This is a genomic window from Trueperaceae bacterium, assembly GCA_019454765.1.
In the GTDB taxonomy this organism is placed as follows: domain Bacteria; phylum Deinococcota; class Deinococci; order Deinococcales; family Trueperaceae; genus JAAYYF01.
Window position 1 is genome coordinate 27,790 of record JACFNR010000001.1, and the last position, 17,668, is coordinate 45,457.

The 17,668-nt window shown below is 71.5% G+C and carries 14 protein-coding genes; 9 read left to right on the top strand and 5 right to left on the bottom strand.

Annotation, left to right across the window (positions count from 1 at the left end; translation table 11 throughout):
* Positions 1–289: 289 nt before the first annotated feature.
* The 7 genes from H3C53_00135 (at position 290) to H3C53_00165 (ending at position 8,565) form a co-directional block, all read left to right on the top strand.
* On the top strand, positions 290–952 hold the full coding sequence (locus H3C53_00135; GenBank protein MBW7915082.1) for a cytochrome c3 family protein: 663 nt from the start codon (positions 290–292) through the stop codon (positions 950–952).
* On the top strand, positions 949–3,933 hold the full coding sequence (locus tag H3C53_00140) for a TAT-variant-translocated molybdopterin oxidoreductase (GenBank protein ID MBW7915083.1): 2,985 nt from the start codon (positions 949–951) through the stop codon (positions 3,931–3,933). The genes H3C53_00135 and H3C53_00140 overlap by 4 nt, the downstream gene beginning before the upstream one ends.
* Positions 3,933–5,372 carry a polysulfide reductase NrfD gene (nrfD, locus tag H3C53_00145; GenBank protein MBW7915084.1) on the top strand — a complete coding sequence of 480 codons (1,440 nt, stop codon included), beginning with the start codon at positions 3,933–3,935 and terminating at the stop codon, positions 5,370–5,372. The genes H3C53_00140 and nrfD overlap by 1 nt, the downstream gene beginning before the upstream one ends.
* Complete coding sequence (locus tag H3C53_00150) at positions 5,369–5,938, top strand: DUF3341 domain-containing protein (protein ID MBW7915085.1); 570 nt, start codon at positions 5,369–5,371, stop codon at positions 5,936–5,938. The genes nrfD and H3C53_00150 overlap by 4 nt, the downstream gene beginning before the upstream one ends.
* 71 nt (positions 5,939–6,009) lie before the next feature.
* Positions 6,010–6,528, top strand: a complete 519-nt coding sequence (locus H3C53_00155) for a cytochrome c (protein ID MBW7915086.1) — start codon at positions 6,010–6,012, stop codon at positions 6,526–6,528.
* Positions 6,525–7,721 (top strand): hypothetical protein, encoded by a 1,197-nt coding sequence (locus tag H3C53_00160; protein ID MBW7915087.1) that lies wholly within the window; start codon positions 6,525–6,527, stop codon positions 7,719–7,721. The genes H3C53_00155 and H3C53_00160 overlap by 4 nt, the downstream gene beginning before the upstream one ends.
* Before the next feature lie 238 nt (positions 7,722–7,959).
* Positions 7,960–8,565, top strand: coding sequence for a cytochrome c (locus tag H3C53_00165; GenBank protein ID MBW7915088.1), 606 nt, complete (start codon positions 7,960–7,962; stop codon positions 8,563–8,565).
* A 114-nt stretch (positions 8,566–8,679) separates the two neighbouring features.
* Here H3C53_00165 and H3C53_00170 read toward each other — a convergent pair whose 3' ends face one another.
* Together H3C53_00170 and H3C53_00175 are read right to left on the bottom strand one after the other, a co-directional pair.
* Positions 8,680–10,656: a type IIA DNA topoisomerase subunit B gene (locus H3C53_00170; GenBank protein MBW7915089.1), complete on the bottom strand. Its 1,977-nt coding sequence runs from the start codon at positions 10,654–10,656 to the stop codon at positions 8,680–8,682.
* Between the two features lie 208 nt (positions 10,657–10,864).
* Entirely contained in the window at positions 10,865–12,223 is a 1,359-nt protein-coding gene (locus tag H3C53_00175) for a glutamate-5-semialdehyde dehydrogenase (protein MBW7915090.1), read from the bottom strand.
* A gap of 52 nt (positions 12,224–12,275) precedes the next feature.
* Between H3C53_00175 and H3C53_00180 the strand changes: the two genes are divergently transcribed.
* Entirely contained in the window at positions 12,276–13,016 is a 741-nt protein-coding gene (locus H3C53_00180) for an SDR family NAD(P)-dependent oxidoreductase (GenBank protein MBW7915091.1), read from the top strand.
* A 19-nt stretch (positions 13,017–13,035) separates the two neighbouring features.
* Here the strand turns inward: H3C53_00180 and H3C53_00185 are convergent, their stop codons facing one another.
* Genes H3C53_00185 through H3C53_00195 form a run of 3 tightly spaced genes read right to left on the bottom strand, consistent with a single transcriptional unit; the run spans position 13,036 to position 15,774 of the window.
* Positions 13,036–14,610 carry an amidohydrolase gene (locus tag H3C53_00185; GenBank protein MBW7915092.1) on the bottom strand — a complete coding sequence of 525 codons (1,575 nt, stop codon included), beginning with the start codon at positions 14,608–14,610 and terminating at the stop codon, positions 13,036–13,038.
* Entirely contained in the window at positions 14,611–15,387 is a 777-nt protein-coding gene (locus H3C53_00190) for an enoyl-CoA hydratase/isomerase family protein (GenBank protein ID MBW7915093.1), read from the bottom strand.
* A 48-nt stretch (positions 15,388–15,435) separates the two neighbouring features.
* On the bottom strand, positions 15,436–15,774 hold the full coding sequence (locus H3C53_00195) for an RNHCP domain-containing protein (GenBank protein MBW7915094.1): 339 nt from the start codon (positions 15,772–15,774) through the stop codon (positions 15,436–15,438).
* Positions 15,775–15,891: 117 nt separating this feature from the next.
* Here H3C53_00195 and H3C53_00200 point away from each other — a divergent pair.
* A partial coding sequence (locus tag H3C53_00200; GenBank protein ID MBW7915095.1) for an ABC-F family ATP-binding cassette domain-containing protein occupies positions 15,892–17,668 on the top strand: 1,777 nt, incomplete at its 3' end.

The window sequence follows — 17,668 nt, forward strand, 5'->3', positions numbered from 1 at the left end:
ACGCGCGTCTGTCACGCCCTTGGGAGGGGGAACGCGGCGGCGGGGGCCGGGACGTTGGTCCCGAAAGGGCCGGAAACCGGTTTGTGATAGATTGTGCCAGGTTCTCATGCGGTACTAACCGCGCTGAACGCGTTTGTGCGGGCCGGAGCGGGCCCGCGCCTCATAAGGAGGTCGATCCGAGCATCATGAGCGTCGAATCTAGTCGGCCAACACCCTCACGTGGATCGTGGCCGTGTCCCACAGTCTCGGCCATGCACCGCCCCGGGAAGCGCGCTGAGGTACCTGTCTGATGCCGCAGTTCTTCCCTCCGAACTCGAACGCGTTCGTAACGTGGGCCGTGTGGGGTGGAGGCGTCTTCGCCGTGCTCATGCTCATCGCCCTGCCGTTCTACGCGCGCGTGACCAACAACAACGTCGGCGTCCCCGTGGCGCAACCGATCGACTACCCGCATAACCTCCACGTGGTGCAGGTCGGGCTCGACTGCCGCTTCTGCCACACGACCGTGGAGACCTCGAACACGGCCTCGGTGCCCCCCACCGAGACCTGCATGGGTTGCCACTCGCAGCTGCGCGTCAACACGCCGCAGCTCCAGAACGTGGTGGACTCGTGGAACAGCGGGACGCCGATCCAGTGGAACCGGGTGCACGAGCTGCCCGATTTCGTCTACTTCAACCACAGCGTCCACGTGAACAACGGAGTGGGCTGCAGCAGCTGTCACGGGCGCGTGGACGAGATGGCACAGATCTGGAAGAACGAGCCCATGACGATGGGTTGGTGCCTGGAGTGCCACCGCAACCCGGAGAAGGCGCTGCGGCCCGTTAGCGAGGTCTTCAACATGGCGTACGAGCCCTTGCCCGAACCGACGGCGCAGCTGGCGCTGGGGGCAACCCTCGTGGAGCAGTACCACATCGACACCGACAAGCTCATCCAGTGCTCGACGTGCCACCGATGAGCGACGCGCAGATGGACTTCTCCCGCATCCGCGCCAAGCTGGCGACGCAGGAGGGACCCGCCTACTGGCGCAGCCTGGATCAGCTCGCCGACACCGAGGAGTTCCAGCTCTTCCTCCAGCGCGAGTTCCCCAGACACGCGGCGCCCGCCCAGGAGGGCCTCGACCGACGCGACTTCCTCAAGCTCCTCGGGGCGAGCATGGCCCTGGCGGGCCTCAGCGCCTGCGCCAGGCCCCCGCTCGCGCACGAGAAGATCGTGCCCTACGTCAAGCAGCCTGACCAGATCACGCCCGGCAAGCCGCTGTTCTTCGCCACCGCCGTCACCTACGGCGGGTACGCCGAGGGCGTGCTGGCCGAGAGCCATCAGGGGCGCCCCACCAAGCTCGAGGGCAACCCCGACCATCCGGCGAGCCTCGGCGCCACCGCCGCGGTGACGCAGGCGCAGGTCCTCTCCCTCTACGACCCGGACCGCTCGCAGGAGTTCAACGAGCGCGGCGCCGCCAAGACGTGGGAGGAAGCCGCCGCGGCGCTCACGGCCGCGCTCGAGGGCACGCAGGACGGCTCGGGCTTCGCTCTTCTCACGGAGAACGTCACCTCGCCAACACTGGCCGCCCAGATCGACCAGCTCCTCGCCAAGTACCCGTCGGCCCGCTGGTACCAGTACGACGCGCTCCATCAAGACAACGTCGTCGCCGGCGCGCGCCTGGCGTTCGGCACCGACGCCACGCCCGTCGTCGACTTCGCCAAGGCCGACGTGGTGGTCGGGCTCGACGCCGACTTCATGAACTCGGGTCCCGCCCGCCTGGCGTACGCGCGCGCCTTCGCGAACGCGCGCCGCGTCCACCGCGCCGCCGACGGCATGAACCGCCTCTACCAGTTCGAGACGACCCCCACGACCTCGGCGTCGCTCGCCGACCACCGCGTTCCCCTCAAGCCAAGCGACGTTGCCCAGTTGGCTGCCGCGCTGGCGACCGAGCTTGGCGTCTCCGCGCCCGCCGCCACGCGACCGGCGGCCGTGAGCGCCGAGCTGTTCGACGCGCTCGTCGCCGACCTGAAGCGCTACGCCGGCAAGTGCGTCGTGGTGGTCGGCGAGACCCAGCCGCCCGTGGTGCACGCCCTGGCTCACGCCATGAACGAGGCGCTCGGCAACGTCGGCAAGACGGTCACCTACCTGCGGTCGGCCGCGGCCAGGCCGGCCGTGCACCTCGACGAGCTGGCAGAGCTGGTCGCCGCCATGAACGCCGGCGACGTCAAGGCGCTCGTCATCTTCGACGCCAACCCCGTCTACACGGCACCGGCCAGTCTCGACTTCGCCGGCGCCCTCGCCAAGGTGCCGTTCACGGCGCGCCTCGGCCTCTACCCGGACGAGACGTCCGCGGCCGTGCAGTGGGTCATCCCGCAGGCGCACTTCCTCGAGACGTGGAGCGACGCCCGCGCGTTCGACGGCACCGTGACCATCCAGCAGCCGCTCATCCTGCCGTTCTACAGCGGCAAGAGCGCTCACGAGGTCGTGGCGGCCCTCCTCGGCGACGCCAAGGCGACCGGCTACGACGCCGTCCGCAACCACTGGAAGGCCAACGTCACCGGGTCGTTCGACGACTTCTGGCGCGAGTCGGTCTACCGGGGAACGGTGGCGGGCAGCCGCTCGCCAGAGGTGACCGTCACGGCGCTCCCGGTCACGGCGGCGCTGCCCGCCGCCGCGCCGCTCGAGCTGCAGCTCGTTCTCGACGCGTCCCTGCTCGACGGGCGCTTCGCCAACAACGGCTGGCTGCAGGAACTGCCGAAGTCCTTCAGCAACCTCACCTGGGACAACGCGGCGCTCGTGGCGCCCGCCACGGCCGAGGAGCTGAAGCTGAAGAGCGGCGACATGGTGAAGCTGACCGCAGGCGGGCGCGAGCTCGAGGCGCCCGTGTGGATCCAGCCCGGCCAGGCGCGGGGGGCCATCACGCTGGCGCTCGGCTACGGCCGCACCAAGGCCGGCAAGGTCGGTAGCGGCGTGGGCGTGGACGCCTACCGCCTCCTCGACCACCAGGCGGTGGGGGCCGCGGCCACGACGTTGGCCAAGACGGGCCGCCAGCATCAGCTCGTCAGCACGCAGATGCACCACAGCCTGGAGGGCACCGGCGAGCGCCGCCACATCGTCCGCGCCGGCACGCTCGAGGAGTTCAGGGCCGAGCCCGACCACCCGCACTTCGTGCACCCGGTGGCGCACCACGAGGCCGACCTCTACCCCGACCACGAGTACAACGGCTACAAGTGGGGCATGGTCATCGACCAGACGGTCTGCACCGGTTGCAACGCGTGCGTCGTGGCGTGCCAGTCGGAGAACAACATCCCCATCGTCGGCAAGTCGCAGGTGGCGGTGGGGCGCGAGATGCACTGGATCCGCGTCGACAACTACTACGGCGGCAGCATCGACGAGCCGGAGTTCTACCACCAGCCCATGCCGTGCCAGCAGTGCGAGAAGGCACCGTGCGAGCCCGTCTGCCCCGTCGGCGCCACCGTCCACGACTCCGAGGGCCTCAACGTGATGGTCTACAACCGTTGCGTCGGCACGCGCTACTGCTCGAACAACTGCCCCTACAAGGTGCGGCGCTTCAACTGGCTGCAGTACTCGGAGCTCGCCACCGACGCGAGCGAGCTGTCGCTGGCCAACAACCCCGACGTCAGCGTGCGCTCGCGCGGCGTCATGGAGAAGTGCACCTACTGCACGCAGCGGATCGCCACGGCCCGCATCGACGCCGCCAACGAGGACCGCAGGATCCGCGACGGCGAGGTCAAGACCGCCTGCCAGGCAGCCTGCCCCACCGAGGCGATCGTCTTCGGCGACCTGAACGACCCGACCTCCGAGATCGCCAAGGTCAAGTCGTCGCCCCTCAACCACGGCCTGCTCGAGGAGCTGCAGACCTTCCCGCGCACCACCTACCTGGCGAAGGTCAAGAACCCCAACCCGGCGCTCGGCAGCACTGAAGGGAGAAGTTGATGGCGGTAACCGCCGGCAAGCCCAAGGTGCCCTTCCGGGAGACGAACCGCGTCATCCGGCCGGGCGAGACCTACGGGGGGATCGACGACGCCGTACTGACGCCGGTGCTGGCCACCGTCGAGAAGACGCCCCTTTGGTGGTGGATCGGCTTCGGCATCTCCGCCACCGTGCTGGTGATGTACCTCGTGTCGGTGGTCAAGCTGATCACGACCGGCATCGGCATCTTCGGGAACAACATCCCCGTCGCCTGGGGGATGCCCATCATCAACTTCGTCTGGTGGATCGGCATCGGCCACGCCGGGACGCTCATCTCGGCCGCGCTGCTCCTCTTCCGCCAGCCGTGGCGCACGACCGTCAACCGCTTCGCCGAGGCCATGACGATCTTCGCCGTCGTCTGCGCGGGTCTATACCCCATCCTCCACTTGGGAAGGCCCTGGGTCTTCTACTGGCTCGTGCCGTACCCGAACACCATGGGCCTGTGGCCGCAGTTCCGCAGCCCGCTCGACTGGGACCTGTTCGCCATCGGCACCTACTTCACGATCTCGGTCGTCTTCTGGTTCATCGGCCTCATCCCCGACCTGGCCACGCTGCGCGACCGGTCCAAGACGAAGTTCCAGCAGTTCGTCTACGGCATCTTGAGCCTCGGCTGGAACGGCTCGACCAAGGCGTGGCAGCGCTACCAGCGCGCCTACCTCCTCCTGGCGGCTCTGAGCTTCCCCCTCGTGCTGAGCGTGCACTCGACCATCGCCATGGACTTCGCCGTGGCCCAGCTGCCGGGCTGGAACAACACCATCATGCCGCCCTACTTCGTGGCGGGCGCCGTGTTCGCCGGCTTCGCCATGGTGCTCATCCTGGCGGTGCCGCTGCGCAAGGCGCTCAGGCTCGAGCACCTCATCACGCTCCGTCACCTCGACAACGCCGCCAAGCTGATGCTGGCCACCGGCATGATCGTGGTGTACGGCTACTTCATCGAGATTTTCACCGCCTGGTACTCCGGCGTGGAGTTCGAGCGCTACATGATCTGGAACCGCATGTTCGGGGACCACGCCATCTTCTTCTGGGCGCTGATCTTCTGCAACTTCGTGGCCATCCAGCCCATCTGGTTCCGCCAGGTGCGCCAGAGCCCGTGGGCGCTCTTCATCATCGCCATCATCGTCAGCGTGGGCATGTGGCTCGAGCGGTTCGTGATCTTCGTGGTCTCGTTGACCAAGGACTTCCTGCCCTCGTCGTGGGCAGACTACGTGTCGACCGTCTGGGACTGGTCGCTGTTCATCGGTAGCCTCGGCCTCTTCTCCACCCTGTTCTTCCTCTTCATCCGACTGCTGCCGTCCATCGCCACGGCCGAGACGAAGGAGACTGCCTTCCACGATCACCATCACGGCAGCGACGCCTTCGAGCTCGCCCGCATGAAGTACTTCAACGCGGAGGAGCCGGCATGAGCAGCGTCACGCTCGGACGCAACGCGGCGGCACCGGCCCCGGCCCTCTACGGCCTGGTGGCTCAGTTCGACAGCGTGGAGGCGATCAGGGAGGCGGCGACGCGCGTGCGCAACGCCGGCTACACGAAGATCGACGCCTACACGCCGTTCCCCGTCGAGGGGCTCGACCTCGACCTCGGCATGAAGCCCACGCGCCTCGGCTGGGTCGTGCTCATCATGGGCATCCTCGGCGGCCTCGGCGGCTTCTGGATGCAGTGGTGGGCCAACACGAACTACTACGCCATCAACATCGGGGGCAAGCCGTTCAACAGCTGGCCGAACTGGATCGTCATCATGTACGAGTGCACCATCCTGTTCGCGGGCCTGACCGCCGGCATCTTCATGATCGTGCGCAACGGCATGCCGCGGCCCTACCACTCGATCTTCAACACGCCGGGTTTCGAGAACGCCATGCGCGACCGCTTCTTCCTCTGCATCGAGGCGAAGGACCCGAAGTTCGACCTGGCCGCCACCCGCGCCCTCCTCGAGGGGCTCGAGCCGCTCGTCGTGTCGGAGGTGGAGAAGTGAGCCGCCGCAGGCTGCGCCTCCTCGCCGTCGCCGCCATCGGCGCGCTGCTCCTGAGCGCCTGCGGTCGCAACATGTACGACCAGCCGAAGGCCAAGGCGTTCCAGTCGTCGCCCTTCTTCGCCGACGGCTCCGCCATGCGGCCGCTGCCGACCGGGACGGTGTCGCGCGAGTTCGGCGCGCTGGAGCCCACGTACCTGACGGGCCTCGGGCCCAGCGGGTTCGTCAGCGAGCTGCCGGTCGAGCTGACCGCGGACCTGCTCCTCAGGGGCCAGGAGCGGTTCGACATCTACTGCTCGCCCTGCCACAACTACAACGCCGACGGGCGCGGCGCCACCGTCCTGAAGGGTTTCCCGCAACCGTCCGACTTCACCACCACCCAGCGCCTGCTCGACGCGCCGGTGGGGTACTTCTTCAACGCCATGACGAACGGCTTCGGCCGCATGTACAGCTACGCGTCGCGCGTGCCGGTCGAGGACCGCTGGGCCATCGCCGCGTACATCAAGGCGCTGCAGCTCAGCCAGAACGCCGCCATAGCCGACGTGCCGGCCGGCGCGGCGCTGACGAGCTCGACCACGGAGGCCAACCGATGACTCCGCTGAAGCTACCGCCCATCGACACCGCCAAGGCGCAGATGGCCGGGTTGGTCATCGGCGGGGCCGCGCTGGCGGCGGCCGTGATCCTCGGCTTCACGGGCCGCGCCGACGGCTTCTTCCAGTCGTACCTGGTGAGTTACCTGTTCTGGGCCGGCCTGTCGATCGGCTCGCTCGCACTGCTGTTCCTCGTGCACCTGGCGGGCGGCTCGTGGGGCGCCCTCATCGTGCGGCCGCTGGAGGCGGCGGCCAGCGCCGTGCCTCTCTTCGCGCTCCTGTTCGTGCCGATCATCCTCGGCATGGGCCGGCTCTACCCCTGGACGGACGCGGCCTACGTGGCGTCGCAGCCCACGGTGGAGGCCAAGACGCTCTACCTGAACACCGCCTTCTTCATCGTGAGGGCCGTGGTCATCTTCGGGATCTTCACGCTCGGGGCACTGCTCTACCGCAACCTGAGCAAGCGCCAGGACGCCCAGGCCGCCGGTCCCGACGCCGAGCGGACCGGCTACCGCATGAAGAACCTGTCCGGCCTCTGGTTCGTGGTGTACGTCCTCACCATGACCTTCGCGGCGTTCGATTGGGCCATGTCGCTGACCCCCACCTGGTTCTCGGGCATCTACCCGGGCATCATCATGGCGGGTCAGGTCGTGTCGGCGCTCGCCCTGATGATCCTGGTGATGGTGAACCTCTCGACCAAACACCCCACCATCGACAAGCTGTTCACCCCCAAGCGGCAGCAGGACCTCGGCAACCTGCTCATGGCCGTGATCATGTTCTGGGCCTACACGCAGGTGTCGCAGCTGATCATCCAGTGGTCCAACAACGTGGTGGAGACGGCCAGCTGGTACGTCGTGCGCTTCGACCCCACCTGGATCGGGCTCTCCGCCTTCATCCTGTTCTTCGGCTTCTTCGCGCCGTTCATGATCCTCTTCTCCCGCTGGGTGAAGCGCACGCGGCGCGCGCTGTCGATCGTGGCCGTGTGGGCGCTCATCGTCCAGTTCATCAACTACTTCTGGTTCGTTGTCCCCGCCTTCGACCGGCCGGGGTTCCAGTTCACCTTCCTCGACCTGCTCCTCCTGGTGGGCCTGGGAGGCGTGTGGGTGGCGGCGTACGCGCGCGCCCTGGCAGGCCGCAACGTGCTGCCCGCCAACGACCCGCGGCTCGTGAAGGTGGTGGCCGACCAGCATGCCTGAGCAGAACCGCAGGTACCTGATAAGCGAGAAGCAGATCCGCCTGGCCGTGTTCCTCGGCACCGTCGGCATGATCGTGGCGGTCGCGGTGCTCTTCTTCCTCGCCACGTCGAGGCCGAAGGGCTCGTTCCAGGTCCTCGACGGTGCGGCGTTCCAGCAGCAACTGGACGCGGCCGTGGCCAGCATCACCGGCTACGAGGACCTGGGCGGCGGGAAGGCCCGCATCGACATCAACCGCGCCATGGAGCTGGTGGCGCAGCGCGGCGTGGAGGACCCCGGGTTCTTCACGGCGGCGGCCCCCGCGCCCGCGGCGGCGGCGCCCACGGCGGCGGCGCAGGAGGCGCCCGCCGCGTCGGCGCCAACGGGAGCGGCGCCGGCGGGAGCATCGTCAACCGGTGAGGCGGCCGCCGGTGAGGCGGCCGCCGGCACCGGGGCGACGCAGGTGGCGGCCGGTCCGGACGGCGAGGCCCTGTTCGTGAGCACCTGCTCCGCCTGTCACCAGGCGAGCGGCCAGGGCATCCCGTCGGCGTTCCCGCCCTTGGCCGGTCACGCGCCCGACCTCTACAAGGCTGACCGCGACCTGCCGCTCGAGATCGTCGTCTTCGGCATGCAGGGGCAGATCACGGTGGCCGGCACGGCCTACAACGGCGTCATGCCGGACCACCTGCGCCTCGAGGACGCCGCCATCGCCGCCATCCTGGATCACGTGATGACCGCGTGGGGCAACGACGCGAACCTCCCCGCGGACTTCGAGCCGTACACCGCCGACGACGTCGCCGCTGTGCGCGCCAAGATGCTGACGATGGGCGAGGTGCATGACGCACGGGCGGCGGCCGGCCTCGACTGAGTAGCCGGCCGCGCACCAGCGGCACGCAGCAGGCACACGGGGAGGGCCCCGCGCGACGGTTCGCGCGGGGCCCTCCCCTTCTCGTTCTCGGCGCCCGGAGAGGGCGCCGATGGTTCACACGTCGAGGTGTGCCAGGTGGGCGTGCGTCTCGATGAACTCGCGGCGCGGCGGGACCTCGGTGCCCATCAGGATCTCGAACGTCTCGCTCGCCTCCAGCACGTCGTCGATGGTCACGCGCTTGAGCACGCGGGTCTCGGGGTTCATGGTGGTCTCCCAGAGTTGCTCGGCGTTCATCTCGCCGAGGCCCTTGAAGCGCTGGATCTCGTACTTGCGGTCCTTGTACTGCCGCTGCAACTGGGCGAGCGCCCCCTCGTCGTAGACGTACTGCATCTCCTTCTGACGCGGCAGGCGGAGGCCGTAGAGGGGCGGTTGCGCGATGTAGAGGTAGCCGGCGTCGATGAGGGGCCGCATGTAGCGGTAGAAGAACGTGAGGAGCAGCGTGCGGATGTGCGAGCCGTCGACGTCGGCGTCCGTCATGATGATGATCCGGTGGTAGCGGACCTCGTCGATGTTGAAGTGGGCGTCGTCGCCCGTGCCCTCGACGCCCGCGCCTATGGCGGCGATCATGGCCCGGATCTCGGCGTTCTTGAGGATCTTGGCGAGGTTGGCCTTCTCGACGTTGAGGATCTTGCCCCTCAGCGGCAGGATGGCCTGGAAGCGGCGCTCGCGACCCTGCTTGGCGGTGCCGCCGGCCGAATCGCCCTCCACAATGTAGACCTCGCTCACTGACGGGTCGGACGACTGGCAGTCGGCCAGCTTGCCGGGCAGGTCGTCGTTGTCGAGCGGGTTGGCGCGGCGCACCAGGTCGCGCGCCTTCCGGGCCGCCTCGCGGGCGCGCGCCGCCTGGGTGGCCTTCTCGATGATGGCTCGGCCCGTCTTGGGGTTCTCCTCGAGCGCCTCGGTGAGCTTCTCGTACACCACGCTGTTCACGGCCGTCTGCGCCTCGGCGTTGAGGAGCTTGACCTTGGCCTGCGACTCGAACTGCGGCTCCGGCAGCTTGACGGAGATCACGCAGGCGATGCCCTCCAGGAAGTCGTCGCCGGTGGGGGGCGTGTCGCCCTTCTTGATGAGGTTCTTGGCCTTGGCGTAGTTGTTGAGCACGCGCGTGTAGGCGCTCTTGAACCCCGTGAGGTGCGTGCCGCCGTCGCGGTTGGTGATCATGTTGGCGTACGTGAGCACCGTCTGGCCGTAGCCCGTGGTGTGGGTCAGCCCGACGTCGACCTCCACGTCGTGAGCGCCCGAGTCGGTGGGCACGCTGGCCGTGCCCTTGATGACGACCGGCTTGTCGTAGAGGGCCGTGCCCTCGCGGGCGAGGAACGCCGCGTAGGCGCCGACGCCGCCGACCTCGTGGAAGGTCTCGGTCTTGGGGCTCGCGCCGCGCTTGTCGGTCAGCACGATCTTGACGCCGCCCGTGAGGTAGGAGAGCTCGCGCAGCCGGCGCCGCACGCGGGCGTAGTCGAAGCCCTCCACGTCCTTGAAGACGTGCTTGTCGGGGTGGAAGGTGACCTTGCTGCCGGATTCGCCCTGCGGGGCGGTGCCCACGACGTGCAGCGGCTCCACGACGACGCCGTCCTGGAAGCCGATGCGGTAGTGCTTGCCGTCGCGCTTGACCTCGGCCACGAACCAGTTGGATAGCGCGTTCACGACCGAGCTGCCAACGCCGTGCAGACCTCCCGAGACCTTGTATGCGCCCGCGTCGAACTTACCGCCGGCGTGGAGCTCGGTGAAGATGACCTCGATGGCGGGGCGCCCCTCGCGCTCCATGACGTCGACCGGGATGCCGCGCCCGTTGTCGGCGACGGAGGCCGAGCCGTCGGGTTCGAGCGTGACCTCCACCGTGTTCGCGAAGCCGGCGAGGCACTCGTCGATGGCGTTGTCGATGATCTCGGTGAGCAGCTGGTGGTAGCCGTCGACCCCGGTGCCGCCCTGGACGTACATGGCGGGGCGCTTGCGCACGCCGTCGAGCCCGCGCAGCACCTTGATGTTCTCGGCGGTGTAACCGTTGCCGGTACCGTTCTCGTGTTGACTCAAGACTACCTCCGCGGGCCGCCCGCCGGTCCCGGCGGGCCGCGCTGGGCCGTGAGCCCTGGCGCAGACCCTGCCCGGAGGACGCACCCCCGGAGCCCACACATCTTACCCTTCGGCACGAGCGTTGGTCAATCGATTTTGAGCGTCCAGGACAGGTTTTATGCCCACTTCGACACGGCCCTTCGGCTTGCGTCCGCGGCTTGGCGAGGCCTCAGGTCCGCGTCTGCCCCTCGCCGTCCACCAGGTACTTGTAGGTGACCAGCTGCTCGAGCCCCACCGGGCCGCGCGCGTGCAGTTTCTGCGTGCTGATGCCGATCTCTGCCCCGAAGCCGAACTCGAAGCCGTCGGTGAAGCGCGACGAGGCGTTCACCACGACCGCGGCCGCGTCCACCTCGCGCCGGAAGCGCTCGGCGCGGCCCAGGTCGCGGGTAAGGATGACCTCCGTGTGCTGCGTGCCGTAGCGCGCGATGTGACCGAGCGCCTCATCCAGGCTCGGCACGACCCGCACGGCCAGCTCCAGGCCGAGGAACTCCTCCGCCCACTGCGCCTCGCCGGCCGGCTCCATGTCGGGCACCAGCGCCCGGGCGGCAGCGCAACCGTACAGGCGCACGCCCTCGGCCCGCAGCCTGCCCGCGGCCGCGGGCAGGAAGGCGGGCGCCTCGGCCTCGTGGACCAGCAGGGTCTCGATGGCGTTGCAGACGCCGGGGCGCTGCACCTTGGAGTTGAGCACGATGGCGAGCGCCGATGGGAGGTCGGCGCCCTCGTCGACGTAGAGGTGACAGTTGCCGACGCCCGTCTCGATGACCGGCACCCGCGCCGTGTCGACCACGTGCCTGATGAGCCCGGCGCCGCCGCGCGGGATGACCAGGTCCACGTGGCCGCGGGCCCTGAGCAGGGCCGTGACCAGCTCGCGGTCGGGCGAGTCGATCAGTTGCACGGCGTCCGCCGGCGCCCCCGCCTCCGCCAGGGCGCCTCGCATCAGGTCGACGAGGGCCCGGTTGCTGGCGAGGGCGTTGGAGGATCCGCGCAACACGGCGGCGCTTCCCGCCTTGAGGGCGAGCACGGCAGCGTCGACCGTGACGTTCGGGCGCGACTCGTACACCATGCCGACGACCCCGAACGGCACCGTCACGCGCCGCAACCGCAGCCCCCGCTCGGTCTCCCACCCCGCCAACACCCTGCCGAGCGGATCCGGTAGGTCGGCAACCTGTTCGACGGCCCGCGCCATCGCCTCGAGGCGCTCGGGGGTGAGCGTGAGGCGGTCGACGAGAGCGGCGCTCGTCCCCCGCTCGCGCTCCGCCGCCACGTCGGCGGCGTTGGCCGCCAGCACCGCCGCCGCCCCCGCCCGCAGGGCCGCCGCCACGGCGAGAAGCGCGGCGCGCCGGTCGGCCGCCTGGAGCCGACGGGCGGCCGTGCGGGCGGCGGCGAGCAGGGGCGCGAGCGCGGCGTCCGCCGCCGACGCGGCGCCCGCGCCGGGCGCCGTCCCGGTCCCCCTTACCGGCGCCCCACCGCCCGCGACTCCCCCGTCGGCGGTCCGCACGACCTCGCTCCCTGCAGCGTCGACGTTCATGCGCGACTATACCCAACACGGGCGGCCCGCCCCGTCGGCGTTAAGGTGACGCATGAGCTTGTCACGAGAGAACAGCGGCGGGCGCCTGGCCATCGTCACGGGCGCGGGCGGCGATCTGGCGGGCACGGTGGTGCCGCGCCTAGTGGAGCAGGGGTGGCGTGTCGCCCTGACGACCAGGCCCGGCTCGGAGGCGAGGACGACGGCGCGCTACTCCGACCTGGGGGTGCCGGCAGAGCGGTTGCACGCCTTCGGCGTCGACCTCGCCGCGAGCGCGTCCGTCGAGGTGGGCTTCGAGGCCATCCGCGCCGCCATGGGCACGCCGGCGGCGCTGGTGCACCTAGCGGGACGCTTCGAGGGCGGGCCCCGGCCGGACGCGTCGGTGGCCGACGCGGCCGCCGTGCTCGAGAGGACCCTCGACGGCAACCTCCGCAGCGCCGCCTACGCCGTCGCCGCCGTCCTCCCGGCCATGCTGGCCGCGGGCACAGGCGCCATCGTCGCCGTCGGGGCGGCGGCGGGGACCTCCCCCGCTCCCGGCTCGGTGGCGTACGCCGCCGCCAAGGCGGCGCTGGCGGCCTACCTCCGCTCCGTGGCCGCGCAGGCCGGCAAGGGCGGCGTCAGCGTGGGGCTCGTCGTGCCACAGGGGGCGTTCGACACGCCAGGCAACCGGGCGGCGATGCCGAAGGCCGACCCGGAGGGCTGGATCTCGCCGGTGGCGTTCGCGGAGGCCGTCGAGTTCCTCCTCGCGCGCGGACCGCGAGGCATGGTGCACGAGCTGCCGCTCAGCGCCCACTGAGGGCAGCCGCGGCGCCGGCTCAGCCGGGACCGCCGTGAGTGAACACGCCGCCCTTCATGGTGGCCACCACCTGCAGCCCGTCGAGCGACACGAGCGGGTCGTGATCGAGCACCACGAGGTCGGCGTCGTATCCCACCTTGAGGGCCCCGGAGCGCCCCTCCGCCCCTATCGCCCAGGCCGCCCCGGTCGTGTACGCGGCCAGGGCCGCGTCGGGCGAGATGGCCTCCGTCGCCGGCAGGCGCCTGCCGGCGGCGTCGGTGCGGCGGCAGGCGGCCCGCAACCCGTCGAACACGCCCGGCGGCGCCACCGGCGTGTCCGACCCGAACGCCAACACCGCGCCCGCCGCCGCCAGGGAGCGCAGCGGGTAGGCGCGCTCCAGCCGGTCCGGTAGGAGCGCCTTGATGGACGCGATGTCGAAGGTCAGGTGGACGGGCTGCATGGACGCCACCACGCCGAGCCGCCCGGCGCGCGCCACGTCGACCGGGTGCATGTGCTGGGCGTGCTCGAGCCGAGGGCGCAGCCCCGCGGCCAGCCACTGCGCCCGCGTGGCCTCGAAGGCGTCGAGGGTGGCGCGCGTCGCGGCGTCGCCGATGGCGTGGACGACCGGGGTGAGCCCGGCGGCGAGCGCGAGCGGCACGCGCTCGCGCAGCACCTCTGGGCCGTCCATGGCCATCCCGACCCCGTCCGTTCCGGCGTACGGCTCGAGCATCCAGGCGGTCCGGCTGCCGAGGGCGCCGTCGGCGAAGAACTTGGCGCCCCCCACGCGGAAGCCCGCGCCACCCTGGCCGGTGGCGAGCCCGATCGCCGCCGCCGCCTCGATGTCCTGCTGCGGGATGCAGGCCCACACGCGCAGCTCGTAGGCGTCGTCGCTCGCCACCAGCGCCAGCTCGCGCCAGAGGGCGGCGCCCTCGGCCGCCATGTGGTGCACGGTGGTTATCCCGAGCGAGGCGAGGTGACGCCCGGCCCGCACCAGCGCCGCGCGCAGGGCCTCCCGCGTGGGCGCCGGCACCGCGCCTTCGACGAGGTCGACGGCGTGCTCGAGCAACAGGCCCGTCGGCTCGCCCCCCTCGTCACGGATCACGGCGCCGCCCTCGCCGCCGCCGGTGGCGGTGCTCACGCCCGCCGCGGTCAGCGCCGCAGCGCTCGCCCACGCCGAGTGGTGGTCCTGGCTGTGAACGAGCACCTTGCGGCCGGCCGCTGCCGCCTCGAGCGTGGCGCGTTCCTCGGCGCCGATGGTCGCCAGGCCCCAACGCTGCAGCCCGAGGCCTGTCGCGATGACCCAGTCACCCTCGCCGGCGGCGCGCCGCCGCAGGAGCTCCGCGGCGGACGCCAGGCTCGTGGTGGCGCTCAGGTCGAGGTAGTCGAGCTCGAGGCCGTGACGCGTGAGGTGCAGGTGCGCGTCGTGGAAGCCCGGCATGATGCACGCCGAGCCGAAGTCGAGGACGGTGGCGCCCCGGCCGGCCGCGTCGTGGAGGTCGGCGGGTTCGCCCACGGCGACGACCCTGCCACCCGCCAGCGCCACCCCATGGGCGCGCGGCCGCGCCGGGTCCATGGTGAGGACCGATCCGTACAGGACGGTGTCGGCGCGCGGCACTCAGCGACCCTCGAAGCGCGGCGCGCGCTTCTCCCTGAAGGCCGTCACCCCCTCGCGCGCGTCACCGGAGGCAGCGGCCTCCGACTGCGCGCGCGCTTCCAACGCGAGCTGCGCCTCGAGGTCGTTCGCGGCCGCGGCCCGCAACTCCTCCTTCACCAGGGCGTAGGCTCGGGTCGGCCCACGCGCGATGGTCACGAGCTCCGCCATCACCTCGAGGTCGAAGCTCTCGTGCGAGATGACACGCTCCACGAGGCCGATGCGCAGGGCCTCGGCGGCGTCGACCCGGCGGTTGCCGAGCGCCAGCTCGTAGGCCCGGCCGGGCCCCACCAGGCGCGGCAGGAAGTAGCTCGCGCCGGCGTCGAGCGCGAGACCGATGCCCGTGAAGCCGAGCGCGAACGTGGCGGTGGCGGACGCGATCCTCAAGTCGCACGCGAGCGCCAGGCTGAGACCCGCGCCGGCCGCGACGCCGTTGACGCCGGCCACCACGGGCTTGGGGAGGGCCGCGATGGCCCGCACCACCGGGTGGTAGCTCTCCTCGAGCACCCGGCCGATGTCGGCGTCGAGTGGGGTGGCGCCAAGGTCGGCGCCCGCGCAGAAGCCGCGCCCGTTGCCGGTGATGAGGACCGCCCTGACGGTGTCCGCGGCGGCCTCGCCGGTCAGGACCTGGGCCAGCTCGCCCAGGAGGGTGCGGTCGAGGGCGTTGAGGACGTCGGGGCGGTTCAGGCCCACGCGCAGCGCGCCGCCCTGCTCCTCTAGGGTCACGGATTGGTAGCTCATGTCGGGCTCCTTGGGGTTGCTGACAGCCTAGCAGGCGGCGGGGAGCCGTCAGGGTGCCAGACCGCCGCTCGCGAGGGCAACGATCACGTCGAAGTCGTCCGGCCGTTCGGCGTCGTCGAGCGCGGCGCGGTTGCGGACGAGCGCGCCGCAGCTCCGGCAGCGGTGGACGACCACCCACCCCTTCTTGGCGTTGTGTTCGACCGCGACGGGTTCGAGCACGCCGCGGCACGGGTTGGCGCGGTCACCGGGGTTGACGTCGACGTGGAGGGAGTGGAGGCAGTAGGGGCAGTGGTTGCGGTAGCCCCCGCCCTGGAGCGGCGGCACGGTGGCGCCGCACTCCACGCACGTGAACGGCTGGTTGGCCCCGCGACCCGTGAAGCGCTTCACGTGACGAGCATAGCCAAAGCGCCGTGGCGCCCCGTCGCCCACGGAGCACGGCCGCGGCTAAGATGGGCGCGTGACCGCCCCCAGCCGCGCCGCCGGGAACCGGCGCAGGCGCTGACCGTGGAGTTGTTGCGCGCCGGCGCCGTCGCGGTGGGCGCGGCGGGAGCGGAGTTGGTGGCCGGCCTCGACCTCCGGTTGGCGACCGGCGACCGCCTGGGGCTCGTCGGGCCGAACGGCAGCGGCAAGAGCACGCTGCTCCGCGTGCTGGCGGGGGTGGCGGCCCCGCTCGACGGGCGAGTGGCGCGCCCGCCTGGCGTTCGCGTCGGGCTGTTGCCGCAGTCCGTGGCGGCGCTGCCCGGCCGCACGGTGACCGAGGTCCTCCGAGCGGCCACGCTACGGGCCCGCGAGCTCGAGGCGCGCCTGCGGGAGTCGGAGACGCGCCTCGCCTTTGGCGGCACCGCCGACGACGCGGTGGAGCACGCCGCGCTCGCCGCCGAGTTCGACCGGGCGGGGGGCTACGGCGCGGAGGCGGCGGCGCGGGAGGTGGCGGCCGCCCTCGGCTTCCGCGCCGGCGGGCGCGACCTCACGTGCGCGGAGCTGTCTCCCGGTGAGCGGCGCCGCCTGCAGTTGGCCGTGACCCTGGCCGCGGCACCCGACGTCCTGCTGCTGGACGAGCCCACCAATCACCTCGACCTGACGGCGCGCGAGTGGCTGACGCGCCGCCTCGGAGCGTACGCGGGCGCCGTCGTCGTGGTCAGTCACGACCGCGCCCTCCTCGACGCGGCCACGACCCGCACGCTCTTCCTGGCCGAGGGACGCGCCTGGCACGAGCCCGGCCCCTACTCCCTGGCGCGCCGCCGCCGCGACGCGGCCGTCGGCGCCGGGCACAAGCGCGCCCGCGAACTGGAACGGGACGCGCGGCGCCTCGAGCGGATGGCGGTGGAGCTCGCCGCCTTCGGTCGCAAGGCCGCGGCCCGCCGCCGCCGCGCCGAGCGCGACGGCCGGGCGCTGCGCGTCGAGGCGCGGGTCGCGGCGCCCGCTGAGCGCGTCGCCCCGCCGCAGCTCGCGCCTCGCCAGGCGCCATCCACCCGCCTGCGGGCGGCGGGCGGCGAGACGCTCGTGACCGTCCGTCACCTGGCGGCGGAGGGCCTCCTGAGCGACGTCGGACTCGAGCTGCGCCGCGGCGAGCGCGTGGTTCTCGTGGGCCCGAACGGGAGCGGCAAGAGCACCGTCCTGAGGGCAGTGGCCGGAGACCTGACGGGCCTCGGCCCGCGCGCCGAGCTCGACTACCTTCCGGGCGTCAAGTTGCGCGTGGTGGATCAGCTCGACAGGGGACTGACCCCGGGCGTGCCGCTGCTCGAGCAGGTGGCGGCGGCGGTGGGCGAGGCGGCGGGGCGGCGCCTGCTCGCGGACGCCGGAGTGCCGGCGCGCACCTGGGAGCTGACTCCCGAGCAGGTCTCGGGTGGCGAGAGGATCCGGGCGGGACTCGCCCTGGCGTTCGCCCACCCCGCCGACCTCTGGCTGCTGGACGAGCCTACGAACGACCTCGACCTGGCGGCGGTCGAGGCCCTGGAGACGCAGCTGACGGCGATGCTGGCCGGCGGCTCGGCCGCCCTGCTGCTGGTCACCCACGACCGGCGCTTGGCCGAGAGGGTGGCGGACGAGGCGTGGTCGGTGGTCGACGGTAGCCTGCTCCGATACCGGGACGTGGGCGCCTACCTGCGAGGGGAGCACGAGCCGGACGCCCCCGTTCCTCCCGCCGTGGCCACGACGACCGTCGCCACGACGGCCGTCGCCTGGGCCGACCCGCCGGGCGTGGCGGAGACCCATCCGCCGGCCGCGGCGGCGGCCGTGGCGCGGCGACCCCGGCCGGGCTGGTCGGACCCGGCGCTCCTGG